Below are 24385 nucleotides of genomic sequence, written 5' to 3'. Positions count from 1 at the left end.
ACCGGCCCCGGCGGGGCCCCGGCCGCCCGGGAACGGCCCCGGCCCGGGCCGGGGCGGCACCGGCCCGGGAAGCCGTGCGGGCCCGGGTGAGCACGGTCACTCCCCCGGGCCCGGCCGGGTCAGGCGCCGAAGCTCTTGCCGACCGGCTTGCCCTTGCCGCCCTTGCCCACCAGGTGCGCCGGCAGCAGGTCGCGGGCCGGCTCCCGGTAGCCGACCGACACGATCCGGTCGCCCTCGTAGGTGAAGCTGGTCAGCGAGGCCAGCGAGCACTGCCGGCGGCGCGGGTCGTGCCACAGCCGGCGCTTCTCCACGAACGAGCGGACCGTCCAGATCGGCAGCTGGTGGCTGACGCAGACGGCCTCGTGCCCGCGGGCCGCGTCCCGGGCGGCGGCCAGCGCGCCCATCATCCGCACCGCCTGCTCGACGTACGGCTCGCCCCAGGACGGCTGGAACGGGTTGGTCAGGTACTTCCAGTACGAGGGGTTGCGCAGCGAGCCGTCGCCCACCCCGAAGGTCTTGCCCTGGAAGATGTTGTCGGCCTCGATCAGCCGCTCGTCGACCGCGACGTCCAGGCCGTGCGACTTGCCGATCGGCTCGGCGGTCTCCTGGGCCCGCTCCAGCGGGGACGCCACCACGTGGGTGATGTCCCGCCCGGCCAGGTCCTCGGCGACCCGGTCGGCCATCTGCCGGCCGAGCTCGGACAGGTGGTAGTCCGGCAGGCGGCCGTACAGGATGCCCTCCGGGTTGTGCACCTCACCGTGCCGCATGAGGTGCACGACGGTGATCTCTTGGGCGCTCACTTCAAGTTCTCCTGGCGGGCTGCTGAGTGGTTGGGTACGGGCGGTCGGGTCCGGGCGTACGGTCCGGGCGGTCGGGCCCCGGGGTGCCGGGTCCCCGGTGGCCGGGGCGCGGCACCGGTCCGGGGGCGGACCGGCGCCGCGGGGCCGTGCGGGGGCGGGTCAGGCGGCCGGGCGGGCCTCGGCGGCCGCGCGGGCGGCGGCCGGCAGGGCGGCGGCGATCCGCTCGATCGCCCGCTCGTCGTGGGACGCCGAGACGAACCAGGACTCGAAGGCCGACGGCGGCAGGTAGACGCCCTGCGCGAGCATCGAGTGGAAGAAGCCGTTGAAGCGGTACGCCTCCTGCGTCCTCGCCTCGTCGTAGTCGGTCACCGGCCGGTCGGTGAAGAACACCGAGAACATGTTCCCGGCCGTCTGCAGGCGGTGGGCCACGCCCTCCTTCGCCAGCGCGTCCGAGACCAGGCCGGACACCTCGGCCGCCACCCGGTCCACGGTCGCGTACACCTCGTCGGTGCAGCCGCGCAGCTGGGCCAGGCCGGCCGCGGTGGCGACCGGGTTCCCCGACAGCGTGCCCGCCTGGTAGACCGGCCCGGCGGGGGCCAGGTGGCCCATCACGTCGGCCCGGCCGCCGAAGGCCGCCGCCGGGAAGCCGCCGCCCATCACCTTGCCGAAGGTCAGCAGGTCCGGCGCCCAGCCCTCGTTCGCGGCCTCCAGGCCGTACCAGCCGGCCCTGGAGACGCGGAAGCCGGTCATCACCTCGTCCGAGATGAACAGCGCGCCGTTCTCCCGGCACAGCCGGGCCAGGCCGCCGTTGAAACCGGGCAGCGGCGGGACGACGCCCATGTTGCCGGGCGAGGCCTCGGTGATCACGCAGGCGATCTCGCCCGGGTTCGCGGCGAAGGCCGCCTCGACCGCGGCGAGGTCGTTGTACGGCAGCACGATGGTGTCGCCGGCCTGGGCCCCGGTGACGCCCGGGGTGTCCGGCAGGCCGAAGGTCGCCACGCCGGAGCCGGCCGCGGCCAGCAGCGCGTCCACGTGACCGTGGTAACAGCCGGCGAACTTGACCACCTTGGCGCGGCCGGTGAAGCCGCGGGCCAGCCGGATCGCCGACATGGTCGCCTCGGTGCCCGAGGAGACCAGCCGGACCTGCTCGACCGGCGCGATCCGGTCGACGATCTCCTCGGCCAGCTCGACCTCGCCCTGCCCCGGCGTGCCGAAGGAGGTGCCGAGGGAGACCGCCCGCTGGACGGCGTCGATCACCGCCGGGTGCGCGTGGCCCAGGATCATCGGCCCCCACGAGCACACCAGGTCGACGTACTCACGGCCGTCGGCGTCGGTGAGGTAGGGGCCGTTTCCGGACACCATGAAGCGCGGCGTGCCGCCGACCGCGCGGAAGGCGCGCACCGGCGAGTTGACGCCACCGGGGGTGACGACCGAGGCGCGGTCGAACAGCGACTGGGATTGAGGTGCTTCGTAGGGGTAGCTCACCCGCACATGGTCTCAAATCGTGTCCTTCACCTCTGCATGTCGGACCCGATCATCTGGAACGATGATCCGTGTGCCGTTGTCTGTACGGTTGTCCGTACAGCAGGGGCGCTGACTGCTGCCTTGACCGGACCGGTCAGACTGTGCGCACATGCAGTGCACAGGGCTTACGTCACCGCCGCCGCGGGCAGTGGTGACGTACGAGCGTGTGAACGGGTTGGACGGTATGACGGCGGCCGTGTACGGCGGCCCATGACGGGTAAGGGGCACGTCCGGGAGGGACACCGGACGTGCGGGGGTCTGTCGATTCCGGCGAATTCCGGTGAGGATGGTCCGAGTGTCCGAGGCGCAGGACGGCCACGACGAGATCGCGGGCGGCTCCCGACGGTCCGCGCGGGCCGCGAGCGGCGGTACGGGAGCGGGTACGGGTGCAGGTCGCAGTGGAAGACGGGGTGAGGGACGCGTGGGGGTGACCTACAAGTACTTCGGCGCACCCGATCGCGCCACCGCCGCCAGAGTCCCCACCGCGCTCGGCCCCGGCGGCCTCGGCCTGGACGCCGGCGAGCTGGGTGCCCTCGGCCGCCTCGGCGACCTGATGGAGACCAGCGGCTCCCCCAACGGGCACCTCTCCACCAAGATCAAGCCGGAGACCATGAGCGCGATGGTCCTCACCGGCATCCAGGGCGTCCCGCTGCACCAGGTGCCGCCGCTGGAACTCGTCGTCCTGCACCCGGACTACGCGGTCGTCCAGCTGCCGCAGATCGTCGTCGAGCCGCTCCGCAAGGCCGACGAGACCGAGCTGGGCGCGGCGGCCTTCATCTGGTCCACCGTCCCGGACCGCCGGGGCCCGCGCGACGCCTTCGTGATCTACAGCATGCTGCACGAGTGGCAGGACTTCGCGAACCGGCTGCACGACGCCGGGCACCAGCTGTACTGCCTGGTGTGGCCCTGAGCCGCACCCCGTGGACGACCGTCCGCCCCGCGCCCCCGTCCGGACCGGGCAGCCGTCCGGACCGGGCAGCCGTCCGGACGGGGGCGCGGGCGTGCCCGGCACGACCCGTCGGTCTCGGCGGCGCCGGCCGCCGCGCAGGCGTCCGTGACGCGGCGTCAATCACCCGCCGGCGGAGCCCCGCAGGGCCGCCGGCGGCGGGATCGACGGGAGTGGCCGGGGTCGGCGCCGGCTACGGCACGCCCAGTTCGAACAGGGCGTAGCCCGCGTACCAGCCCGAGGCGAGGGCGGGGAGCGTGAGGAGGCCGGCCAGGGTGGCCCAGCTGTACCGGCGCAGGGCGGTGGCCAGGCCGATGAAGAGCGGGAAGGCCGGCAGCAGGTAGCGGGAGATGTTGTCGAATATCTGGTTGCTGGCCAGCGCCGCGACGATGGTCAGCCCGGTGTAGACGACCAGGACCAGCGGGGGGCGGGTCCGCATCAGCAGGACGACCAGGCCGGGGAGGGCGATCAGCAGCGCGATCGCGATCAGGTCCGGGACGGGGTTGACCTGCCAGGCGTGCCAGCGGCCGACCAGGACGTCCAGGAGGCTGTGGGCGGTGGCCGAACCGAAGTCGAAGTAGCGGTTCCAGGCGCCGCGTTGGAGGTGGAAGTAGCCGGCCGGTTCGCCGACCTTCCAGCCGACCCAGCCGATGTAGCCGAGCAGGCCCCACGGGGCGATCAGCACGGCCGTCAGGGGGCGCACGATGCCGTCCGTGCGCCGCACCAGTGCGACGAGCGCCGTGAGGGACACCGCGGCGATCAGCGCCGCCGCCGTCGGGCGGCCCAGGCCGGCCGTGAAGGCGAGCAGTCCCGCGGTGAGCCAGCGCCGGGTGATCACGCAGTGGCACGACCAGGCCGCCAGCGCCACGAAGAGCGAGTCCGAGTAGACCGCCCACTCCACGCCCGAGCCGGGGAACAGGCCCCAGATCGCGGCCGCGACCACGCCCGCCCGCACCCCGCCCAGCCGGGCCGCGACGGCGAAGATCCCGGCGGCCGCGACGAACGAGGCCACCACTGCAACCAGCATCCCGGCGCCGTAGGTGCCGAGGCCGGTACAGGCGCAGACGATCCGGATCAGCCAGGGGTAGAGCGGGAAGAAGACCGCCGAGTTCTCGTACAGGGTGGCGTGCTGGTAGCCCTGCAGCGGGATCAGCTGGGGGTGGTAGCCGCTGAGGGCGATCCGCTGGTACCAGACGCCGTCCCAGCTGCCGAGGACGTCCCAGGGCCGGGCGCCGCCGCCGCGCCCGGTGGCCTTGCCGCTGTAGTCGTCCGCGTGGACGAGCAGGGCGAGGAAGACGGCGAACCCGGCCGACTTCACGGCCGCGTAGGCACCGAGCGCGGCGCCGTAGCGGCCGGCCAGGCGGCGCACCGCCCGGCGGTCACCCGGCGTCCCGGCCGGCCCCGCACCGTCCGACGGCGCACCGGCCGGCCGCGCGCCGTCCGGTGTCCCGTCCGGCGGGCCCTGCGACGGGCCGGGCGGACGACGAGGGCCCACGGAGCCGGCCGCCGCCGGCCGCGCCGGCGTGCCGGGCCGGGCGGGCGCCTCGGGCGACGCGCTGGTTGGTGTTGTGCTCATGATCCCTGACTCCGCCCCCGCCGAGGACCGCCGCTGTACGCGCAAGCTGCCGGGCGAGCCTACGGCACGGCCCGCCGGCGCCCACGGGGGCCTGCCCCCGCGCCACCGGGAGGCTCCGGACCGCCCCCGCCGCCCGCCCGTGGCGCGGATGTCCGGTGGCGGGCCGGACGGGTGGTGGCCGAGGATCCGGGCATGTCCCTCCCCGTCCGTCGGATCCGGGCCGTCTTCACCGCGTCGACGATCACCGTCTACCAGGCCTTCCCGGCCGCCATCGGGATACCGGCCGCCCGGACCGGGCGCTTCCCCACGGCCTTCGACCGGGAGCGGATGACCTGGATCAAGCCGTCCTTCCACTGGATGATGTACCGCAGCGACTGGGGCCGGGCGCCGGGCCAGGAGCGGGTCCTGGCCCTGGAGATCACCCGGGAGGGCTTCGAGTGGGCGCTCGCGCGGGCGGTGGAGAGTTCCTACCGGCCCCGGCTGCACCCCTCCAGGGACGCCTGGCGGCGTGAGCTGCGACGCGGCGAGGTCCGGCTGCAGTGGGACCCGGAGCGGGACGCGGCCCTGCGCCCGCTGCCGTGGCGGGCCCTGCAGGTCGGGCTGCGCGGGGAGGCGGTCCGCCGGTACGCGGACGAGTGGCTGGTCTCGGTCTCGGACGTGACGGCACTGGCGGGCGAGGTGCGCCGCGGCGGTGGCCGGGGCGCACCTGTCGAGCTGCCGTACCCGCTGCCGGAGACCGTCGCCGCGGTGATCGGGGCGACGGGCTGAGAGAGGGCGGTGCGGCACCCGGCCGGATGCCGCACCGCCTCCGCGCGGCTCAGCCGTGCAGGTGGACGATGCCGAGCTTGGTGAGCTGCCACAGCTGGCCGGGGGCGCCGGTGTCGGCCGCGAGTTCGATCAGCTGGTTGCCCTGGGCGTCCGGCGGGCCGGCGGTGGCCACCTTCCCGGTGTCCTGCGAGTCGGCCAGGGTGTACCGGCCGTCGCCGGCCGGCTTGAAGACCCAGTGCTGGTTGCCGCCGCCGTTGCAGCGCCACTGCACCAGGCGGGTGCCCGGGGCGGTGGAGGCCCCGGTGGCGTCCAGGCACATGGCGCGGTTGCCGCTGAAGCCCAGCTCGTAGCTGCCGCCGGACCTGGCCTCCAGGACGAAGGACTGGTTCAGCCCGCCGGTGGCCCGGTAGGTGATGGCGGCCCGGCCGTCGGTGCTGTCGCCGTAGCTGCCGCCGCCGGACAGGTCGAGCACCTTGCCGGTGGCGGTGTCGGTGAGCTGGTACCAGGCGCCGTCCTCGGGCCGGTCGCCGAACGGCTGCCCGGGGGTGAGGGGTTCGATGGAGGTGGTGTTCTGCTGGTTGAGGGTGCAGTACGCCTGCTGCTGGTCGGGCCGGGCGTAGAACTGGCCGAGGCAGACGCCCTCGGCGCGGTAGCCGGCGACCCGCAGGTGGTACGACTGGCGCACCATGTTCATGCACAGGCCCGGGATGCCGATCTGCTGGTCGCAGCCGTTGCGGACCCACTCGGAGAGGTTGATCACGTCGCCGTTGGTGTACTCGTACGGCGAACTGGTCCACTCCGCGCAGACCTCGTGGCCGAAGGAGACCCGGCGCTGGTCGAGGTGGCGCACGCCGGGCACCTGCTCGGCGGCGGCGCGCAGGGCGTCGCTCAGGACCGGCACCACCCAGTTGTGCCCCCAGGCGAGGTCCTCGGGGAAGGCCGGACAGCCGGCCGCGACCTTGCCGACGTAGGTGTTGGTGCGGATGTCGGGCGTGATCGGGTTGAAGTACGACTGGTGGACCAGCTGGTACGAGGAGTCGGCGTAGCCGGCCGCCCGCATGGTCTGCCGGATGTCGCGCAGCGCCGCGACCACCTTGGGCTGGACCCGCTTCGCCCGCTCGGCGATCTCGGCGCTGCCGATGGTGTCCCGGCAGCCCTGGCCCTGCGGGACCGGGAAGTACTGGCTCAGGCAGTGCATCATGATGCCGCTGAAGTCGAAGTCGTCGTTGGCGCCGATCGTGACGACGATCATCTTGATGTCGTACCGGGCCGCGGCCCGGGCGAGTTGGACGTCCTGCTTGGGCTCGCCGAAGTCGCCGCTGCCGGGGCCGGTGATCTTCGCGAGCTCGGGGTCGCTGACCAGGTCGCCGGTCTGCGCGCCGGAGCAGGCGAGGTCGACCGGGGTGACGCCGGGGATGTCGGTGACGAAGATCTCCGACTTGGGGTGGCGGTGGCAGTAGTTGGCGGGGGTGTCGCTGTCGGGGAAGTAGCCGTCGCCGGTGTCGGTGCCGGCGCCCTCCCCGGAGATGGCGCTGTCGCCGAGGGCGACGATCGCGGGCGGGCGGGGCGCGGCGGCGGCCGCGGTGCCGGCCAGGGCGCCCGGGGCGCCGGCCAGGACGAGGCCGGCGACCAAGCCGGTGGTGGCGAGCAGGGCTCCCGCGCGGGAGCGCCGGGGCACGGTGCGACATCGCCGGGCAGCGGGGAACAGTGACCTGATCACGCGTTACTCCTTGCGAGGGCGGGGACGCCGACCGGTGGGGGCCGGGCGGCGCGGAGCGTGGAGCGTGCGGTGCCCCCGGCCCGAACTGCCGTCGGCCGAGGGAAATATGAGCAGGCCTCATATTCTAGGTACTGACAAGTAACGCAACAAGGGTCATGACAAGGGTCCCGCCGGCACCTCGCCGGAACGCCGCCGGAACGCCGCCGGCGGGCCGGTCAGGGGCACCGGCCCGGGGCACCGGCGGCGGAACCGCTCCGCGCGCACGGCCGCCGGACAGCACCGAGCCGCCGCCCGCACCCCAGGAGGGAGGCGAGGACGGCGGCTCGGTGCTGCGCGGAACGAACGGACCGACCGAGGTCAGCCGACGTTGGCGCAGCTGTTGCCGAAGGCCGGGTTCAGCAGGCCGACAACGTCGATGGAGTTGCCGCAGAGGTTGACCGGGATGTGCACCGGGACGGCGATGTTGTTGCCGGAGGCGACACCCGGGGAGCCGGCGGCGACGCCCTCCGCGGTGGAGCTGGCCATCGCGCTGCCGGCACCGGCCGCAATGATGCCTACCACGGCGGCGCCAACTGCGGCGGTCTTCTTGATGCTCATATCGAGCCTCCTGAACGATCGAAGGGTTCACAGCTGCACGGAACGTGCGTGATCTCCAACGAGGCCCCGGGTACCGGGTTGCGCGCACCGGACGGCTATCACCCGTACGGCTTACCCGGGGCATTCGGGTGATCGGAGAACCCGGCCGTTTCCCCCCGGGCGTCCCGTCGTTCTTCCTGGCGGAACACGCTTCATCCGGCCCACTCACGAAACGGGACCCCGACACATGCTCAAGCTCGCCCACGGCGTGCTCGGCACCGCGGCCGCCGCAGCCCTGCTGCTCGGCGGTGCCGCCACGGCCTCCGCCCACTCCTACGGCGCGACGGCCGAGGGCGTCGCGGCGGGGTCGCCCGGTGTGCTCTCCGGCAACCTGGTCCAGGTGCCGGTGAACGTCCCGGTCAACCTGTGCGGAAACTCCGTCGACGTGATCGCCGCCCTGAACCCGGCCTTCGGCAACGCCTGCGCCAACGGCTGACCCCAGGGCGCCGGGCCCGGACGGAATCCGGTTCCCCGGACTCCCGGGAGGTCACCCCCGCGTCGAACTACCGTTCTTCGTGGACGATCTCCTGGTCGCGCCACCGAGCGAACCTTTCCCGGCCGTGCGGGAATTGTTCGAGGGGCGCAAGAACGAAGCGGCCGAGCACCGCCCAAGCCAGGGGCGACACGCGCGACTTGGGCCGCCAGAGTGACAATCACGGCGCACCCCGAAACCCGCGGGCGATGATTCTGATTCGCCCGGATCCCGACAGTCGATCCCGTCGGGAAGACAATGGAGGAAGACCCCCATGCGTAACCTCAAGAAGGCTGCCGTCCTGTCCATCGTCGCGGCCGGCCTCGTGGTCGGTGCGGCCGGTGGCGCTGCCGCCAGCTCCACCGCCGAGGGCGTCGCCGCCGGCTCCCCCGGCGTGCTCTCCGGCAACCTGATCCAGGTCCCGGTCCACGTGCCGCTCAACGTCTGCGGCAACACCGTCAACGTGATCGGCCTGCTGAACCCGGCGTTCGGCAACAGCTGCGCCAACGTCGGCTGAAACGGCGGTCGCTGATCGGGCGACGCCGTTCCACCGAGTCCGTGCCGCACCCCGCCACCGCGGGGTGCGGCACGTCCCCCGTTTGTGATCTAGGAGATCAACTCCCATGCAGAACGTGAAGAAGGCCGTCGTCCTGACCGCTGCCGCCGCCGGCATGGTGCTGGCCGGCGCGGGTGCCGCTGCCGCCAGCTCCACCGCCGAGGGCGTCGCCGCCGGCTCCCCCGGCGTGCTCTCCGGCAACCTGATCCAGGTGCCGGTGCACGTTCCGGTGAACCTCTGCGGCAACTCGGTCAACGTGATCGGGGCCCTCAACCCGGCGTTCGGCAACAGCTGCGCCAACGTCGAGGTCCCGCAGCAGCAGACGCCGCCCCCCGTCGTCGAGGAAGACTGCTGATCACCGATCGGCACGAATCCTGACCGTACTGCCCCTCGGCCCCCGGCCCTGGGGCAGTACGGCATCGGCCCCGTCCGTCCCCGCGACCCCGGCGCCCCCGCACCACCGAAACACCCGAAGGGTAGGTCCTGATGGCCTTCAAGAAGAGCGGGGCCGGCCTCGCCGTGCTGGGCGCGGCGATGCTGCTCGGCACGGGTACGGCGCACGCGAACCCCGTCACCAACCTCCAGCGCAACGACGTGGCGCCCGCCGTCGGCGGGCTGACCGGCGCCCTCGGCTACGGCGTGGCGCCGGTCAAGGACCTGCGGCTGGACCCGTTCGCGCAGTCCTCCGCCGACGTGCTGAACAACGGGGTGGCCGTGCAGCCCGAGAACTCCGGCCTGGCGCCGGTGGCCACCACCACCGTCACGGGCCCGCTCAGCGACGGCGGCGGCCCGAGGGACCTGCCCGCGGTCGGCCCGCTGCTGGGCGTCCTGCCGGGCTGACCGCCCGCCCCCGGGACACGTCAGGAGCCCGGTGCCCCGCCGCCCGTCAGGGACGGACGGCGGGGCACCGGGCTCCTGGCCGTGCGGGCACCGGTACGGGCTCAGCCCTGGGCCTGCTCCAGCACGCCGGTGGCGGTGGCGGTGGTGGTGGCGGCGAGGTTCTCCACCGACTCCGCCACCGAGATCCGCTTGTCGGAGCCGCCGAGCGAGGCCTTGGCGCCGGGCACGGCCTGGACCGGGGCGGTGACCAGCTGCGGGTCGATCTCGCCGAACTTCAACGGGTTCTCGGTCAGCGGCCCGCTGGTGCCCTCGACGTAGCTGACCGGGCGGCCGAGGGTGAGGGCGGGGCCGGCCAGGTTGAGCGGCGCGGCGGGGGCGTCCACCAGCAGGTCGCCGAGCTCGGTGGAGCGGTCGGCGATCGGCAGCGGGACGGCCGCCTGCAGCTCGGGGCCGACCTTGCCGCCGGCCAGCGCGGGGATGATCCGCTCGGGGACCAGCTGGTTGCCCTGCTCCTTCTCCGGCACGGCCGGCATCAGCAGCGAGGTCGGGATGCCGCCGTGCAGGTGCCCGCCGGCCGGCAGCAGCCCGAGGTGGTCGGTCGCGGCGCCGAGCGGGACGTCGAAGGGCACGTGCTCGGTGGCCAGCTTCCCTTCGAGGGCGCCGACCTGATCGGGCGTGATGCCGGCGGCGGCGGCCGCGCCCTGGGAGGCGAGGACGCCGGCGCCGACCGCCAGCAGCATCGCACCGGCCCGCTTGGAGAGCTTCATGGTATTCACCGTTCTAGCTGGAGATCTTCTGGGGACGGCTGCGTCGTGCAGCCGAAAGCAACTGCTTTAACGAGGTACCGGGGGCCCGGATTGCGCCCGTTAACCGATTCGGCCTAATAATCCGACTGCACGGCCGTTCGACGACGAACACCGGGCACGATCCGCGGATGGTTTTCCAGATTCCGCGTAACCTTCCGGCCCGTCATTCTTTGATCTCAATGTCGCAGCCACGACGATGGCAGGACCGGATGCCACAGTGCATTGGAGAGTCCGCCCAATCTGGCCAGTGACCGCAGACCGGGTCTCATCGTTGAACGCACGGAATCCGAAAAAGCATTTCAGAGAGGGATCTCCCCCATGCTCCAGAAGACTTTCGCCACCGCCGGCCTGGTCACGGCCGCACTGGCCATGGCTGCCGGCCCCGCCTCCGCCATCGGTGACGCGGACGGCGCCGCCGCCTCGCTCCAGGGCAACGGCGGTACCAACAACACCGGCACGTGGGGCGACCACAGCCCGAACTTCCACTTCCTGGACAACCCGAACATCTGCCTCCCCGAGATCCACAACATCGCTGTGGGCGTCCTCGGTGTGGCGGTGCCGGTCGAGGTCCCGATCGCCAACAGCGGTGGCAAGCAGTACTGCACCCAGGGCCAGGGCACCCAGTCCAAGGGTGACTCCGGGGTCTCGCACCTCGTCGGCTGATCTCCCGGCCACCGTCGGGACCACCTGAACCACTCCGCTCCACCCCTCCTGAACCACCCCGAATCGCCCCCGATTCACCCCCGAGAGGAAGACCAGAAATGATCAAGAAGACCCTCGCCGCCGCCGGCCTCGCCGTCGCCGCGATCGCCATGTCGGCCGGTTCCGCCTCCGCCATCGCCGACTCCGACGGCTCGGCCGTCTCCGTCCAGGGCGACGGCGGCACCAACGCGACCGGCACCCACGGCGACCACAGCCCGAACTTCCACACCCTGGACAACCCGAACATCTGCCTGCCGGAGGTCCACAACATCGCCGTCGCCGTCGTCGGTGTCGCGGTGCCGGTCGAGGTGCCGATCCTCAACAGCACCCCGAAGCAGATCTGCAACGTCGGCCAGAACACCCAGTCCTCGGGCGACGCGGGTGTCTCGCACCTGATCGGCTGATCAGGCCACCTGCTCGGCCGCACGGCTCACCAGCCGTGGCCGAACACGGTCCGTGGGGCTCGGGGGGACCACCTCCGGGCCCCACGGGCTTCTCCACGACCAGCCGGCCGGACGGTCCGTCAGCGCGCGATCCCTTCGGGTGACACACCCACGGGGCGGCGCGCGCGGCGGGGCCCGTCCACCGGCCTCGTGTGGTCACGTGACATGACAGGCCCCCACCCGGTCCGACCAGCTCCCCGGCCCACCGGGCCCGGGAGGCGGACCGCAGGAGAGAGGACAGATTTCGATGAAGAGCATGCTGGGCAAGGCCGTTCTGACCGCGGTCGGCGCGCTGGCTGTCGCCGGTGTCTCGGCGCCCGCCTACGCGCACGTCGGCGTGGCCGGCGGCCAGGAGTTCGTGGCCTCCGCCGACCCGGTCTTCGCGGCCGGCGAGCAGTGGGGCGTGGCGCACACCAGCAACATCCTGACCGGCGCCCACCAGTGGGGCTGGGCCACCTCCACCGACCTGGCCGGCGGCCAGGAGGGCTTCGCCCACATCGGCTGATCCCGGACCCCGGCCCCGGACAGCCGCCCGGGGCCGGCACCGGTCAGGCGTGCCGGACATGCCGGCGCAGCCCCGGTACGCCGAAGGCCGGGCCCCGATCGGGGCCCGGCCTTCACCGTGTCCCGCCGGCGGCGGGACGGCGGCTCAGCGCAGCATCGCGGCGGCCTCGACCGCCCAGTACGTCAGGATCTGCTCGGCGCCGGCCCGGCGGATCGAGGTGAGCGTCTCCAGGATGGTGCGCTCCCGGTCGATCCACCCGTTGGCGGCGGCGGCCTCGATCATCGAGTACTCGCCGGAGACCTGGTAGGCGGAGACCGGCACCGGCGAGGCGTCGGCGATCTGGCGCAGCACGTCCAGGTACGCCATGGCGGGCTTCACCATCACCATGTCGGCGCCCTCGGCGAGGTCCTGCTCCAGCTCGCGGAGCGACTCGCGGGCGTTCGCCGGGTCCTGCTGGTAGCTCTTGCGGTCGCCCTTCAGGGACGAGCCGACGGCCTCGCGGAACGGCCCGTAGAAGGCGGAGGCGTACTTGGCGGTGTAGGCGAGGATGCCGGTGTCCAGGTGCCCGGCCTCGTCCAGCGCCCGGCGGACCACCGCGATCTGGCCGTCCATCATGCCGGACGGGCCGACCAGGTGGACGCCCGCGTCGGCCTGCACCACGGCCATCTCCGCGTACCGGGCCAGCGTCGCGTCGTTGTCCACGCTGCCGTCGGCCGCCAGCACGCCGCAGTGGCCGTGGTCGGTGTACTCGTCCAGGCACAGGTCGGACATCACCACCAGCGAGTCGCCGACCTCGGACACCACGTCGCGGATGGCCTGCTGCAGGATGCCGTCCGGGTTGGTGCCCTCGCTGCCGACCGCGTCCTGGACCTCGGGCACGCCGAAGAGCATCACGCCGCCGAGGCCGGCCCCGGCCGCCTGCACGGCTGCCCGGCGCAGGGTGTCGCGGGTGTGCTGGACCACGCCCGGCATCGAGGAGATCGGCACCGGCTCGCTGACGCCCTCCCGGACGAACAGCGGCAGGATCAGCTCGGCCGGGTGGAGCCGGGTCTGCGCGACCAGCCGGCGCATCGCCGGGGTGGAGCGCAGGCGGCGCGGGCGTACGTACGGGAATTCGGCGGACACTGCTTCTCTCTCCGAACGGTCGTGCGTCGGGGGAGGCCGCCCGGCCTCCCCCGACGGGATTCTCAGCGGGCCTTGCGGCGCGAGCCCGGGCGGCGCTCGCTGGGCCGGTAGACCGGCTCGCCGGCCGCCGTGGCGGTGTCCCGGCGGCGGGCGCCGAAGTCCGCCAGGGCCTGGGCCAGCGCGGCGGCGGACGGCGCGGGGGCCATCACGTCGACCCGCAGGCCGTGCTCCTCGGCGGTCTTCGCGGTCGCCGGGCCGATGCAGGCGATCACGGTCACGTTGTGCGGCTTGCCGGCGATGCCGACCAGGTTGCGGACGGTCGAGGACGAGGTGAAGAGCACCGCGTCGAAACCACCGCCCTTGATCGCCTCACGGGTCTCGGCCGGCGGCGGCGAGGCGCGCACCGTCCGGTAGGCGGTCACGTCGTCGACCTCCCAGCCCAGCTCGACCAGGCCGGCCACCAGGGTCTCGGTGGCGATGTCGGCGCGCGGCAGCAGCACCCGGTCGATCGGGTCGAAGACCGGGTCGTACGGCGGCCAGTCCTCCAGCAGCCCGGCGGCGGACTGCTCGCCGGAGGGCACCAGGTCCGGCTTCACGCCGAAGTCGACCAGCGCCTGCGCGGTGGTCTCGCCGACCGCCGCCACCTTGATGCCGGCGAAGGCCCGGGCGTCCAGCCCGTACTCCTCGAACTTCTCGCGCACCGCGCGCACCGCGTTGACCGAGGTGAACGCGATCCACTCGTAGCGGCCGGTCACCAGGCCCTTGATCGCCCGCTCCATCTGCTGCGGGGTGCGCGGCGGCTCCACCGCGATGGTGGGCACCTCCTGCGGCACCGCGCCGTAGGAGCGCAGCTGGTCGGAGAGGCCGGTGGCCTGCTCCTTGGTCCGCGGCACCAGGACGTTCCAGCCGAACAGCGGCTTGGTCTCGAACCAGGAGTGCGAGGAGCGGTGCGCGACCTGCTCCCCGACCACGGCTATCACCGAGGTCGCGGTGTCGACCGGTGCCGAGACCGGCGAGGGCAGCACCCGGGCGGCCTTCAGGTCGGCGGCGATGGTCGCCAGCGTGGCCGTGAAGCTGCGCTGGCGGGTGGTGGTGCCGGACAGCGTCGCGCAGAACGCGGAGTCCGGCTTGCGGCCGTTGGCCACCAGCGCGTTGGCGGTGGCGGGCAGCTGACCGAGCGTGGTGCGCACCACCAGGGTGGTCTCCGGCGCGCCGAGGTCGACCGGGCCGCCGGCCAGCAGGGCGGCGCCGTCCACGAAGCGGACGTCGGTGCCGTGGCTGCCGCGCAGCGGCACACCCGCGTAGGCCGGCACGCCGACCGACTGGGCCACGCCCGGGATCACCTCGAAGGGGATCGCCGAACGGGCGCAGGAGAGCATCTCCTCGGCGGCGAAGCCGTCCAGGCCCGGGTCGCCGTCGACCGTGCGGACCACGTGCTTGCCGGCCCGGACGGCCTCGGCGACGAGCCGGGGCAGGTCGAAGGTGCCGTCCTGGTCCTCGGCGCCCGGGGCGGCGGGGGTGTGCACCTGCACACCGGCCGGACAGTGGCTGCGGACCGCGGCGGCGGTCAGCGGGTCGGCGACCAGGATGTCGGCCGAGGCCAGCACCTCGACGGCGCGCAGGGTCAGGAGTCCCGGGTCGCCGGGGCCCGCCCCCAGGAAGGTGCAGCGCCCGGACGGCGCGGCCCCGGTCTGGAACGGGCTCTCGCCCGGGAGGGGGGTGTCGGTGGCAGCGGTGGGGCTCATCGGGCTCGCTCCCCCATCAGAGTGGACGCGCCCGCGGCGAGCAGCCGGGCGGCGAGGGCGTGGCCGAGGGCCTGCGCCTGCTGCCCGGCCGTCTCGTCGAGGACGAGCGGACCATTGGCGGACATCTTCAGCAGCGTGGCGCCGTCGACGGTGCCGACCACGCCTTCCAACTGCAGTTCTGGGGGGCCGTCCCCGCTCCCGGGGTGCCAGGTCGCGAGGGCGCCGACCGGGGCGGAGCAACCGGCTTCGAGGGCGGCCAGCAGGGCGCGCTCGGCGGTCACCGCGACCCGGGTGGGGGCGTGGTCCAGGGTGGCCAGCGCGGCGGCCAGCGCCGTGTCCGCGCCGGTGCACTCGATCGCGAGGGCGCCCTGGCCGGGGGCCGGGAGCATCAGCTCGGGGTCGAGGTGGCGGCTGATCTCGCCGGCCCGGCCGAGCCGGTTGAGGCCGGCCGCGGCGAGGACCACCGCGTCGAGCTCGCCGGAGGCGACGAAGCCGATCCGGGTGTCGACGTTGCCACGTATCGGGGTGGTCACCACCGAGGCGCCGTGGGCGGCGGCCCAGGCGTTCAGCTGCGCCGCCCGGCGCGGGGAGCCGGTGCCGATCCGGGTCTCGCGCCCGGCGCCGGCCAGCTTCTCCGTCAGCTCCTCCAGGCCGAGTCCCTCGTGCGAGACGAGGGCGTCGCGGACGTCCTCGCGCTCGGGGACGGCGGCCAGCACCAGGCCCTCGGGGGCGGCGGTGGGGAGGTCCTTGAGGGAGTGCACGGCGAAGTCGATCCGGCCCTCCAGCAAGGCGTCGCGCAGGGCGGACACGAAGACGCCGGTGCCGCCGATCTGCGCGAGGGCCTCGCGCGAGACGTCGCCGTACGTGGTGATCTCCACCAGTTCGACGGGGCGTCCGGTGACCCGGGTCACCTCGCGGGCGACCATGCCCGACTGCGCCATCGCCAGCGCGCTGCGGCGGGTGCCGAGCCGCAGCGGCGCGGCCTGGTCGGTGAGCGGTTGACCATTCATGAGGCGATCGTCCCGGTGGTACTCGTGGGATGGCTGACGGTTCATCTGGCGGCCTCGCCCGTGAGGCTGCCGTTGGCGGGCCGGGCCTGGCCCGGGGTCTGCGGGCGGGGCGCCTGCGGACCGTTGACCTGCGGGCCGTTGGCCTGCGGGCCCACCTGCGCGGTGCTCTGGGCGCCGACCGGCGGACCGGAGACCGCGTGCACGGCCGCCGGGTCGAGGTCGAACAGCTCGCGCAGGGCGTCCGCGTAGGAGGCGCCGCCGGGTTCGGCGGCGAGCTGCTTCACCCGCACGGTGGGCGCGTGCAGCAGCTTGTCGACGACGCGGCGGACGGTCTGGGTGATCTCCGCGCGGGAGCGCTCGTCCAGGTCGGGCAGCCGGGAGTCCAGCCGGCCGAGCTCGGCGAGCACCACCTCGGAGGCCATCGCGCGGAGCGCGACGACGGTCGGGGCGATCCGGGCGGCGCGCTGGGCGGCGCCGAACGCGGCGACCTCGTCGGCGACGATGCCGCTGACGGCGTCCACGTCGCCCGCGCCGGGGGTGGCGGCGTGGGCGTGCGAGAGGCTCTCCAGGTCGACCAGCAGGGCGCCGGGCAGCTCGTGCACGGCGTGGTCGACGTCCCGCGGCATGGCCAGGTCGAGGAAGGCCAGGGGTGTGTCGCCGGTCCGGGCGGCGACGGCGGACGCGACGTCCTCGACCCTGATCACCACTCCGGCGGCGCCGGTACAGGAGATCACCAGGTCCACGTCGGCCAGCGCCTCGGGCACCTTGGCCAGGTCGACGGTGCGGGCGTTGCCGCCGCCGAGGTTGGCGACCAGCCGCTCGGCCCGCTCGGGCGTGCGGTTGGCGATCAACAGTTCGCTCACCCCGCTGCGCAGCAGCGTGGCGGCGGCCAGCGAGCTCATCGAGCCGGCGCCGACCACCAGGGCCCGCTTGCCGGCGATCGCCCCGGCGCCCGCGGCGATCTGCTCCAGGCCGAAGGTGACCAGCGACTGGCCGGCCTTGTCGATGCCGGTCTCGCTGTGCGCCCGCTTGCCGACCCGCAGGGCCTGCTGGAACAGCTCGTTGAGGTCGCGTCCGGCGGTGTGCTCCTCCTGCGCGCGCGCGAGCGCGTCGCGGAGCTGGCCGAGGATCTGGCCCTCGCCGACGACCATCGAGTCCAGGCCGCAGGCCACCGAGAAGAGGTGGTGGACGGCGCGGTCCTCGTAGTGGACGTAGAGGTGCGAGGTGAGTTCCTCCAGGTCGACGCCACTGTGGTGGGCGAGCAGGAGGGACAGCTCGGCGACGCCGGCGTGGAACTTGTCCACGTCCGCGTACAGCTCGATCCGGTTGCAGGTGTTGAGCAGCGCGGCCTCGGCGACGGTCGCCGTCGCGGCGGCGTCGTGCAGCAGCCGGGTCGGGACGTCACCGGTCAGCGCGGCGCGCTCCAGCACCCCGACGGGGGCCGTGCGGTGGCTCAGCCCTACGACGAGCAGACTCATGCCGGCCCCCTGCCCGGACGGATTCGCGCGCTCATGCCGGCATCACCGCGGAGAGGTCGCCCTCGGGGCCCTGGCCGGGGCCGCCCTTGGCCGGCTCGGGCTCGGCCTTGGCGTCGGTCCGCTTGGCGCTCGCGCCGGCGGCCCGGCGCAGCTTGGCGGCCGCGGCCCGGACCGGACCGGGGGCGCGGTCCAGCACGGACTCGCCCCGGTCGGGCTCCTCGCCGGCCTTGCGCTGCTCGTGGAAGGCCAGGATCTGAAGCTCTATGGACAGATCGACCTTGCGCACGTCCACGCCGTCCGGGACGGTCAGCACGGTGGGCGCGAAGTTGAGGATGCTGGTGACGCCCGCCTCGACCAGCCGGTCGCAGACCTGCTGGGCGGCGCCGGGCGGCGTGGTGATGACGCCGATGGAGACGGCCTGCGTCTCCACGATCTCCTCCAGCTCGTCCATGTGGCGCACCGGCAGGCCGGCCGCGCTGCTGCCGACCACGGCCGGGTCGGCGTCCAGCAGGGCCGCCACCCGGAAGCCGCGGGACGCGAAGCCGCCGTAGTTGGCGAGCGCGTGGCCGAGGTTCCCGATGCCGACGATCACCACGGGCCAGTCCTGGGTCAGGCCGAGCTCGCGGGAGATCTGGTAGACGAGGTACTCGACGTCGTAGCCGACACCGCGGGTGCCGTACGAGCCGAGGTAGGAGAAGTCCTTGCGCAGCTTCGCGGAGTTCACGCCCGCGGCGGCCGCCAGCTCCTCGGAGGAGACCGTGGGCACCGAGCGCTCGGAGAGCGCGGTCAACGCCCGCAGGTACAGCGGGAGGCGGGCGACTGTCGCCTCCGGGATTCCCCGGGCACGCGAGGGTCGGCGCGCGGCGCCCTGGTCGGGCGTCTGCGAACTGCTCTGTGGTGATCGGCCGATTGCCACGGTGCTCCTGTGGGTGAAGCTGGGCTTAGGCAGCCAGGCTATGCGTTTGTGAACGTGTGCACAAAGATGGTGTCCGATTTGTCCATGAACAGTGACGCGCATCACGCCGGGAATCCCATAGCACCGGAGTCCTCGCGCGCCACCGCCGGGGGCTGCACACCGCGTGGCCAGGGGCCGTACGGCGCCTCTCGCCGGAGCGACGGCACCGGCTCCCCGTCCGCCCGGGAGCGGGCCCGGGCCAGCCTCGGCCAGGGCACCCGGGCGGCCTCGCGCAGCGGCTCGGCCCAGTCGGCCGGAGGGCAGGAACGGACGTGTATGCAGTGCCGCAGCAGGTCGGCGGTGACCCGGGCGTCGCCGAGCGCGGTGTGCGCGGGGAACCCGCCCAGCCCGGCCGCCTCGGCGCAGGCCGCCAGGCCGTAGCCGCCGGCCTCCGGCAGGTGCGCCCGGGCCAGGCGCATGGTGCAGAGCAGCGGCACCGCGGGCCAGGCCACCCCGATCCGGGCGAACTCGCGATCGAGGAAGGCCCGGTCGCAGGTCACGTGATGGCCGACCAGGACCCGCCCGGCCAGCAGCTCCAGCAGGTGCGGGGCGACCTCGCGGAAGCGCGGGGCGCCGGCGACGTCCGCCTGCGAGATCCGGTGCACGTGGGTGGGGCCGACCGGGCCCAGCGGGTCGAGCAGCGTGGAGAACTCGGCCTCGGTCCGCAGCCGGCCGTCCAGCAGCACCACGGCGACCTCGACCACGCGATGGCGCCAGGGACTGCGTCCGGTGGTCTCCACGTCGACCACGGCGAAACCCTCGCCGGTGGACGCCGGCCCGGGGGTTCGGCCGGGAAGCATGCCTGCTCTCCTCTGCGGTCGGCCCCCTCGGCGTCTGCGGCAGGCCCCCCTGGGCGCGAAACGAGGTTAGATCGTAAGCCGACCACGCGGCCGATGGACAGCCGTCGGCGGGAAATCTTCGCCACACCGCCGGCCGGGGCCGCTACCGGTGCGGCGCCCGGCACACCCCCGGACCCGTCCGCGGGACACCCCCGTCCGGCGGCCGGCCGGACGCGCCCCGGGCACGGACGGCCGGAGCCCGACCGCGGTCCGGCCGGAAACCGCCGGTCAGGCGCCCAGCGCCGCCCGCAACCGGCGCTCGTCGACCCGCCAGAAGTCGTGCTGACGGCCGTCGATCAAGGTCACCGGGATCTGCTCCCAGTACTTGCGGTACAGCTCCTCGTCCTGGGTGATGTCCCTCTCCTCGAAGGCGGCGCCGGTCTCGCCGGTCACCCGCACGATCACCGCGCGGGCGTCGTCGCAGAGGTGGCAGCCCGGTTTGCCGACCAGGGTCACGGTGCGGTCGGCCGGGTTCGAGTTCTTGTCGCGTCGCAGCAGTGGGCTCACCCGGCCCATTGTGCTCCAGCGCCGCCGGGGTCCGGGCCCGGCTCCGCGTTCCCCCGGGCGCGCTCACCCGGGCGCGCCCGGGGCCCCCCTTTCGAGGGACCGTCCGGACTCCGGGGCACCCGGTCGCCGCAGGCGGTGCCGGACCGGTCCGTACCTGGCTGTTAACGGTGCCTGCACGCCGTAGTCACAGGCAGAGCCCCGCGTCCTGGCTATGCTCGGTGCCATGGCCGTGCTGCGAAGGCTCACCCAGGCGAGGCGTACCCCGACCGAGCGGACCGCGCTGGCGGGCGAGGCCGCCGCCGAGGCGGCGGAGGCCGCCCTGCGCGCGGCGCCGGCGCCCCGGCCGGACACCCCCGCCGGACACCCCGGCACCCCCGTGGCCGGCGCCGCCGGGACGGCTACGGCCCCGACGGTTGCGGCCGGCACCGCCGGGACGGCCCGGGCCCAGGCGGTCCCCGCGGCCGCCGAACCGGACCTCGCCCTCAAGGCGGACGGGACGGCCGGCGCGGACGGGACCACCGGAGCGGCCGGGACGGAGCAGACGGACGGGACGGACGGAACGGCCGGCAAGAAGCCCGCCAAGGCGCCCAGGCCGCCGGCCGAGAACCACACGCCCGACCCGGACGACCCGCGCGCCGCCGCCTTCTTCGACTGCGACAACACCATCCTGCGCGGCGCGGCGATCTTCTACCTCGGCATCGGCCTCTACCGCCGGCGGTTCTTCACCCGGCGGGACGTGGCCCGCTTCGGCTGGCAGCAGGCCTGGTTCCGGCTGCACGGCACCGAGGACCCGGGTCACATGGCCGACGCCCAGCACACCGCGCTCGGGCTGGTGGCCGGCAAGCGGACCGCCGACCTGGAGGAGATCTGCGAGGAGATCTTCGAGGAGGTCATCGCCGAGAAGATCTGGCCGGGCACCCGGGCCCTGGTCCAGATGCACCTGGACGCCGGCCAGCGGGTCTGGCTGGTCACCGCCGCCCCGCAGGAGGTGGCCCGGATCATCGCCCGCCGGCTCGGCATGACCGGCGCCCTCGGCACGGTGGCCGAGGCCACCGACGGCTACTACACCGGCCGGCTGGTCGGGGAGCTGCTGCACGGCCCGGCGAAGGCGGCCGCCGTCCGCTCGCTGGCCCGCCGCGAGCGGCTCGACCTCGACCGCTGCGCCGCGTACAGCGACTCGGCCAACGACATCCCGATGCTCTCGCTGGTCGGCCACCCGTACGTGGTGAACCCGGACGGCGCGCTGCGCCGGCACGCCCGCGCGATGGGCTGGCGGGTGCGCGACTTCCGGACCGGCCGCAAGGCGGCCCGGGTGGGCATCCCGGCCGCCGCCGCGCTCGGCGTGGTCGCCGGGGCCACCGCGGCCGGTGTCGCCGTGCACCGCCGCCGCACCACCTGACCCGCGGGCCCGGCGGCCTGACCGGCGGCCTGACCGGCGGGCCCGGCGGCGCCGGAGCGAAAGCCGGGCGGGTCACCGGGCCGGGTACCGGGCCGGGCCGCCGGTCAAGGCGCCGGCCCCGGGCGTCAATCCGGCGGCCGGGCCGGGCCCCGTACGAGCGAACTCCCGGCCCCGCAGGGCCGGCCGGGTCGCCCGATTGCGAACCTGCCACCGAATGACCGGATCTGATCGTTCGACAGCACCCGAAAGTCTGGGGTTGCCGGGCCCGAAGTCGGGGAAACCGCCGGTCACACCGCGAAAGTTGTCACCGAGCGCTGTCATTCGGTCACGTTGAGCCGGGCGAATGACGACAGCTCCGGTCAGTATCAGCTGCATATGCACACGGAGCGGATCCCAAACGACCACTTCGGCAACAGGGTGTAGCTGTCATTGCACAAAGCGTTATTCTCTCCTGGATGCACGCCTCCCCGTGCGTCCTCAGGACGGGGTGGGGGGTGCTCTCCGCGCAGGCGGAGGTGATCCGTCCACAGTTCTGCCTCTGGGAGTCCCGTGTACCCACCCGTCCGGAACGACGCGCCTGCTCCCACCCGCCCGTCGCCCGCGCCCCTGCGCTCCCGCACCAACCGGGTCCGGCAGGCCTCCGACCGGCAGATCTCCACCGGGCTGGACCTGTTGCGCACCCTGCTCCGCAGCCAGTTCCTGCCGGCTCCCCAGCTGGTGCCCGCCGGGGCCGCCTTCGCGGTCGGCCACGCCCACCCTCCCGGGACGGCCCTGCGCTCCACCGCGACCACCGGCGGCACCAACAGCAGCAGCGGGACCGGCGGCGGGACGGGGACGGGCGGCACGACCACCACCACCGGCACCCCCGCCACCCGTGGCCGCCCGGCCACCGCGGGCGGCCGTGGCCGGGCCCGGACGGCCCCGAGCCCCGGCTTCGAGACCGAGCACAACCCGATCATGGAGCTGGTCGAACGGGCCCAGGCCGGTGAGAGCGAGGCCTTCGGGCGGCTCTACGACCACTACGCGGACACCGTCTACCGCTACATCTACTACCGGGTCGGCAGCCGGGCCACCGCCGAGGACCTCACCAGCGAGACCTTCCTGCGGGCGCTGCGCCGGATCGGCACCTTCACCTGGCAGGGCCGCGACTTCGGCGCCTGGCTGGTGACCATCGCCCGCAACCTGGTGGCCGACCACTTCAAGTCCAGCCGGTTCCGGCTGGAGGTCACCACCGGGGAGATGCTCGACTCCAACGAGTGCGAGCGCAGCCCCGAGGACTCCGTCCTGGAGCGGCTCTCCAACGCCGCCCTGCTGGAGGCGGTCGGACGGCTCAACCCCCAGCAGCAGGAGTGCGTGACCCTGCGGTTCCTGCAAGGCCTCTCGGTCGCCGAGACGGCCCGCATCATGGGGAAGAACGAGGGCGCCATCAAGACCCTTCAGTACCGCGCGGTGCGGACCCTGGCCCGCCTGCTGCCCCCCGACGCCCGGTGAGCGGCGGAGTGGTCCGACGGATATCCGGCCCCCCGTCACCAGCATCATCCGGCCCACACGTGCGGGTGAACGGTCGGTCCGATGATCAGTCGTGCGTAACCGACGGCCCGCGCCGCTCGTTGGCCAGCGTGCAAGCCTCCACCAGGCGTACGGTCAAGCCGGATCGCGACCTCTCACCCGATGGAGTGGCTTTGGCCCGCCGAGGCAACCGTCCGGCCGGCCGGGGTGTCGACAACGACGAAGGGAGGTGTGGCCCGTGACGGCAAACGTGCTGGAGCACCGGCGGGCGAAGGCCTTCGCCGAGGCGCTGGAGGCCCACCAGGTAGAGCACCGGGACGCTGCGCGGCCCGCCGAGGCCACCGCTGACCGCGGGGACGCGATGGCCGTCCTGCTCGGCATGGCCGACTCGCTCGGCGCACTGCCGGGCCCGGAGCTGGACCCGGAGGTCCGAACGGTCCAACGCGCCCAGCTGATGGCCGCGTTCGAGCAGGCGTTCACCGGTGGCGCCGGGGCCGGCGTGCCCCGGCAGCGCAGGAGCCGGGCCCACCGGACCGTCCCGCGCGGCCGCTGGAGCCGCCGGTTCGCGATCGGCGGGCTGGTCGCGGGCATCGCCGTCGGCAGTTTCGCCGGCGCCGCCGCCGCGAGCACCAACGCCCTGCCGGGGGACACCCTCTACGGGATGAAGCGCGGGCTGGAGGGGCTGCAGCTGGACTTCGCGGGCTCCGACAGCGAGCGCGGCGCACTGCTGCTCGACCAGGCCTCCACCCGGCTCGGCGAGGCCAAGGGACTGCTGGGGCGGGCCGGTTCGCCGTCCGCGCTGAACCCGGACACGGTCGAGCAGGTCCGCCGGGCCCTCGCCGACATGCACGCCGAGGCCATCAAGGGCCGCGAGCTGCTCCGGTCCGTCTACCGCAGCAACGGCTCGCTGGAGCCGATGCGGATGCTGGCCGGGTTCGCCGAGGACGAGGACGGCCGCTGGTCGGAGCTGCAGAGCCGGCTCCCGGTCCAGCTCACCCAGGAGGCCGGCCGGGTCGACCGGCTCTTCGACGACATAAGCGAGGACGTCGCGCCCCTGCGGCTGACCGAGCCGTCCCCCAGGGCGGTCCGGCCGACGGCGGCGGGGCGGGCGGCGAGCACGCGGGCGGTCCGTCCGACAGCGGGCAGACCGGCGGCGACCCGGCCGGCGGCACCGGCGGCGCGAAGCCGGGCACCGCGGGCAAGGCGCCCTCGGCCGGCGCGTCCGCGAGCGGCTCCGGCGCGCCGAGCGCGACACCGGGCAACCCCCCGGCGGCGGTCGGCGGCCTGGTCGACGGCCTGGCCAACGGCATCACCGGCGCGCACCCCTCGCCGAGCCCGGACGCCACCCCCGGCTCCACGGCAGCGCCCACCGGCGCGGCGAGCAACGCTCCGAGCAGCCAGCCGGGTCTGGACATCCCGCCGCTCATCCCCGGCCTGCTGCCGGGCCTGAAGCTGGGCTGACCGGAGCCGGGCCGCACCGGCGCGGCAGCGGCACGGCCCCGGGCGATCGCCCGGGGCCGTGCC

General features: G+C 74.1%; 25 protein-coding genes. 12 read left to right on the top strand and 13 right to left on the bottom strand.

Features of this window, described 5'->3' with window-relative positions; genetic code table 11:
* Positions 1-119: 119 nt before the first annotated feature.
* Both IE329_RS29265 and hemL read right to left on the bottom strand, forming a co-directional pair.
* Positions 120-767 carry a histidine phosphatase family protein gene (locus IE329_RS29265; protein ID WP_190214044.1) on the bottom strand — a complete coding sequence of 216 codons (648 nt, stop codon included), beginning with the start codon at positions 765-767 and terminating at the stop codon, positions 120-122.
* Between the two features lie 192 nt (positions 768-959).
* A complete protein-coding gene (gene hemL, locus IE329_RS29260) occupies positions 960-2285 on the bottom strand; it encodes a glutamate-1-semialdehyde 2,1-aminomutase (RefSeq protein ID WP_190214005.1) in 1326 nt (441 codons plus the stop codon).
* 325 nt (positions 2286-2610) lie between these two features.
* Between hemL and IE329_RS29255 the strand changes: the two genes are divergently transcribed.
* Positions 2611-3234, top strand: a complete 624-nt coding sequence (locus IE329_RS29255; RefSeq protein ID WP_370882197.1) for a hypothetical protein — start codon at positions 2611-2613, stop codon at positions 3232-3234.
* A gap of 229 nt (positions 3235-3463) precedes the next feature.
* On the opposite strand, the gene IE329_RS29250 is transcribed toward IE329_RS29255, so the two are convergent.
* Positions 3464-4639 (bottom strand): hypothetical protein, encoded by a 1176-nt coding sequence (locus tag IE329_RS29250; protein WP_229927858.1) that lies wholly within the window; start codon positions 4637-4639, stop codon positions 3464-3466.
* A gap of 399 nt (positions 4640-5038) precedes the next feature.
* Between IE329_RS29250 and IE329_RS29245 the strand changes: the two genes are divergently transcribed.
* Positions 5039-5614, top strand: coding sequence for a DUF4291 domain-containing protein (locus IE329_RS29245; protein WP_190214004.1), 576 nt, complete (start codon positions 5039-5041; stop codon positions 5612-5614).
* 49 nt (positions 5615-5663) lie between these two features.
* On the opposite strand, the gene IE329_RS29240 is transcribed toward IE329_RS29245, so the two are convergent.
* Together IE329_RS29240 and IE329_RS29235 are read right to left on the bottom strand one after the other, a co-directional pair.
* Complete coding sequence (locus IE329_RS29240) at positions 5664-7334, bottom strand: RICIN domain-containing protein (RefSeq protein WP_229927857.1); 1671 nt, start codon at positions 7332-7334, stop codon at positions 5664-5666.
* 357 nt (positions 7335-7691) lie between these two features.
* Positions 7692-7931 (bottom strand): chaplin, encoded by a 240-nt coding sequence (locus IE329_RS29235; RefSeq protein WP_073924426.1) that lies wholly within the window; start codon positions 7929-7931, stop codon positions 7692-7694.
* 226 nt (positions 7932-8157) lie between these two features.
* On the opposite strand from IE329_RS29235, the gene IE329_RS29230 reads away from it, so the two are divergent.
* The 4 genes from IE329_RS29230 (at position 8158) to IE329_RS29215 (ending at position 9838) form a co-directional block, all read left to right on the top strand.
* A complete protein-coding gene (locus IE329_RS29230; RefSeq protein WP_190214003.1) occupies positions 8158-8406 on the top strand; it encodes a chaplin in 249 nt (82 codons plus the stop codon).
* Between the two features lie 310 nt (positions 8407-8716).
* Entirely contained in the window at positions 8717-8959 is a 243-nt protein-coding gene (locus tag IE329_RS29225) for a chaplin (protein ID WP_073924428.1), read from the top strand.
* A gap of 106 nt (positions 8960-9065) precedes the next feature.
* On the top strand, positions 9066-9353 hold the full coding sequence (locus IE329_RS29220) for a chaplin (protein ID WP_190214002.1): 288 nt from the start codon (positions 9066-9068) through the stop codon (positions 9351-9353).
* Between the two features lie 131 nt (positions 9354-9484).
* Positions 9485-9838 (top strand): hypothetical protein, encoded by a 354-nt coding sequence (locus tag IE329_RS29215; RefSeq protein WP_190214001.1) that lies wholly within the window; start codon positions 9485-9487, stop codon positions 9836-9838.
* Between the two features lie 101 nt (positions 9839-9939).
* On the opposite strand, the gene IE329_RS29210 is transcribed toward IE329_RS29215, so the two are convergent.
* The gene (locus tag IE329_RS29210; protein WP_190214000.1) at positions 9940-10605 is read right to left on the bottom strand and encodes a hypothetical protein; all 666 of its coding nucleotides are present in this window, start codon (positions 10603-10605) and stop codon (positions 9940-9942) included.
* A gap of 357 nt (positions 10606-10962) precedes the next feature.
* Here IE329_RS29210 and IE329_RS29205 point away from each other — a divergent pair, with 357 nt between their 5' ends.
* The 3 genes from IE329_RS29205 (at position 10963) to IE329_RS29195 (ending at position 12294) form a co-directional block, all read left to right on the top strand.
* On the top strand, positions 10963-11307 hold the full coding sequence (locus tag IE329_RS29205) for a rodlet layer protein (RefSeq protein ID WP_073924432.1): 345 nt from the start codon (positions 10963-10965) through the stop codon (positions 11305-11307).
* 98 nt (positions 11308-11405) lie between these two features.
* Positions 11406-11750 (top strand): rodlet layer protein, encoded by a 345-nt coding sequence (locus IE329_RS29200; protein WP_190213999.1) that lies wholly within the window; start codon positions 11406-11408, stop codon positions 11748-11750.
* Positions 11751-12036: 286 nt separating this feature from the next.
* Positions 12037-12294: a hypothetical protein gene (locus IE329_RS29195; protein WP_073924434.1), complete on the top strand. Its 258-nt coding sequence runs from the start codon at positions 12037-12039 to the stop codon at positions 12292-12294.
* Between the two features lie 144 nt (positions 12295-12438).
* Here the strand turns inward: IE329_RS29195 and hemB are convergent, their stop codons facing one another.
* The 7 genes from hemB to IE329_RS29160 form a co-directional block, all read right to left on the bottom strand.
* The gene (gene hemB, locus IE329_RS29190; protein WP_190213998.1) at positions 12439-13419 is read right to left on the bottom strand and encodes a porphobilinogen synthase; all 981 of its coding nucleotides are present in this window, start codon (positions 13417-13419) and stop codon (positions 12439-12441) included.
* A gap of 62 nt (positions 13420-13481) precedes the next feature.
* Positions 13482-15164, bottom strand: a complete 1683-nt coding sequence (locus IE329_RS29185) for a bifunctional uroporphyrinogen-III C-methyltransferase/uroporphyrinogen-III synthase (protein WP_190213997.1) — start codon at positions 15162-15164, stop codon at positions 13482-13484.
* Positions 15161-16174: a hydroxymethylbilane synthase gene (gene hemC, locus IE329_RS29180; RefSeq protein WP_190213996.1), complete on the bottom strand. Its 1014-nt coding sequence runs from the start codon at positions 16172-16174 to the stop codon at positions 15161-15163. The genes IE329_RS29185 and hemC overlap by 4 nt, the downstream gene beginning before the upstream one ends.
* Positions 16175-16215: 41 nt before the next feature.
* Positions 16216-17652: a glutamyl-tRNA reductase gene (locus IE329_RS29175; protein WP_190213995.1), complete on the bottom strand. Its 1437-nt coding sequence runs from the start codon at positions 17650-17652 to the stop codon at positions 16216-16218.
* A gap of 31 nt (positions 17653-17683) precedes the next feature.
* A complete protein-coding gene (locus IE329_RS29170) occupies positions 17684-18568 on the bottom strand; it encodes a redox-sensing transcriptional repressor Rex (protein ID WP_190213994.1) in 885 nt (294 codons plus the stop codon).
* Positions 18569-18669: 101 nt separating this feature from the next.
* Positions 18670-19407: a 3'-5' exonuclease gene (locus IE329_RS29165; RefSeq protein WP_190213993.1), complete on the bottom strand. Its 738-nt coding sequence runs from the start codon at positions 19405-19407 to the stop codon at positions 18670-18672.
* A gap of 267 nt (positions 19408-19674) precedes the next feature.
* Positions 19675-19962, bottom strand: a complete 288-nt coding sequence (locus IE329_RS29160; protein WP_190213992.1) for a glutaredoxin family protein — start codon at positions 19960-19962, stop codon at positions 19675-19677.
* 214 nt (positions 19963-20176) lie between these two features.
* On the opposite strand from IE329_RS29160, the gene IE329_RS29155 reads away from it, so the two are divergent.
* The 3 genes from IE329_RS29155 (at position 20177) to IE329_RS29145 (ending at position 24311) form a co-directional block, all read left to right on the top strand.
* Positions 20177-21352 (top strand): HAD family hydrolase, encoded by a 1176-nt coding sequence (locus IE329_RS29155; protein WP_229927856.1) that lies wholly within the window; start codon positions 20177-20179, stop codon positions 21350-21352.
* Positions 21353-21901: 549 nt separating this feature from the next.
* Complete coding sequence (locus tag IE329_RS40905) at positions 21902-22843, top strand: ECF subfamily RNA polymerase sigma factor, BldN family (RefSeq protein ID WP_229927855.1); 942 nt, start codon at positions 21902-21904, stop codon at positions 22841-22843.
* Positions 22844-23099: 256 nt separating this feature from the next.
* Positions 23100-24311, top strand: a complete 1212-nt coding sequence (locus IE329_RS29145; RefSeq protein WP_190213991.1) for a DUF5667 domain-containing protein — start codon at positions 23100-23102, stop codon at positions 24309-24311.
* Positions 24312-24385 lie beyond the last annotated feature (74 nt).

It is taken from the genome of Kitasatospora indigofera, assembly GCF_014655955.1.
Lineage (GTDB): Bacteria > Actinomycetota > Actinomycetes > Streptomycetales > Streptomycetaceae > Kitasatospora > Kitasatospora indigofera.
Note: the sequence above shows the minus strand (reverse complement) of the source record. Positions and strands in the feature narration are given on the sequence as shown.

Excerpts from the sequence above, each read along its gene's own strand:
- IE329_RS29185 (WP_190213997.1), bottom strand. The coding sequence starts at position 15,164 with ATGAGCCCCACCGCTGCCACCGACACCCCCCTCCCGGGCGAGAGCCCG.
- IE329_RS29155 (WP_229927856.1), top strand. The coding sequence starts at position 20,177 with ATGGCCGTGCTGCGAAGGCTCACCCAGGCGAGGCGTACCCCGACCGAG.
- IE329_RS29235 (WP_073924426.1), bottom strand. The coding sequence starts at position 7,931 with ATGAGCATCAAGAAGACCGCCGCAGTTGGCGCCGCCGTGGTAGGCATC.
- IE329_RS29175 (WP_190213995.1), bottom strand. The coding sequence starts at position 17,652 with ATGAGTCTGCTCGTCGTAGGGCTGAGCCACCGCACGGCCCCCGTCGGG.
- IE329_RS29255 (WP_370882197.1), top strand. The coding sequence starts at position 2,611 with ATGGTCCGAGTGTCCGAGGCGCAGGACGGCCACGACGAGATCGCGGGC.
- IE329_RS29220 (WP_190214002.1), top strand. The coding sequence starts at position 9,066 with ATGCAGAACGTGAAGAAGGCCGTCGTCCTGACCGCTGCCGCCGCCGGC.
- IE329_RS29230 (WP_190214003.1), top strand. The coding sequence starts at position 8,158 with ATGCTCAAGCTCGCCCACGGCGTGCTCGGCACCGCGGCCGCCGCAGCC.
- IE329_RS29195 (WP_073924434.1), top strand. The coding sequence starts at position 12,037 with ATGAAGAGCATGCTGGGCAAGGCCGTTCTGACCGCGGTCGGCGCGCTG.
- IE329_RS29205 (WP_073924432.1), top strand. The coding sequence starts at position 10,963 with ATGCTCCAGAAGACTTTCGCCACCGCCGGCCTGGTCACGGCCGCACTG.
- IE329_RS29215 (WP_190214001.1), top strand. The coding sequence starts at position 9,485 with ATGGCCTTCAAGAAGAGCGGGGCCGGCCTCGCCGTGCTGGGCGCGGCG.
- IE329_RS29245 (WP_190214004.1), top strand. The coding sequence starts at position 5,039 with ATGTCCCTCCCCGTCCGTCGGATCCGGGCCGTCTTCACCGCGTCGACG.
- IE329_RS29165 (WP_190213993.1), bottom strand. The coding sequence starts at position 19,407 with ATGCTTCCCGGCCGAACCCCCGGGCCGGCGTCCACCGGCGAGGGTTTC.
- hemC (WP_190213996.1), bottom strand. The coding sequence starts at position 16,174 with ATGAATGGTCAACCGCTCACCGACCAGGCCGCGCCGCTGCGGCTCGGC.
- IE329_RS29160 (WP_190213992.1), bottom strand. The coding sequence starts at position 19,962 with ATGGGCCGGGTGAGCCCACTGCTGCGACGCGACAAGAACTCGAACCCG.
- IE329_RS29210 (WP_190214000.1), bottom strand. The coding sequence starts at position 10,605 with ATGAAGCTCTCCAAGCGGGCCGGTGCGATGCTGCTGGCGGTCGGCGCC.
- IE329_RS29265 (WP_190214044.1), bottom strand. The coding sequence starts at position 767 with ATGCGGCACGGTGAGGTGCACAACCCGGAGGGCATCCTGTACGGCCGC.
- IE329_RS29200 (WP_190213999.1), top strand. The coding sequence starts at position 11,406 with ATGATCAAGAAGACCCTCGCCGCCGCCGGCCTCGCCGTCGCCGCGATC.
- IE329_RS29225 (WP_073924428.1), top strand. The coding sequence starts at position 8,717 with ATGCGTAACCTCAAGAAGGCTGCCGTCCTGTCCATCGTCGCGGCCGGC.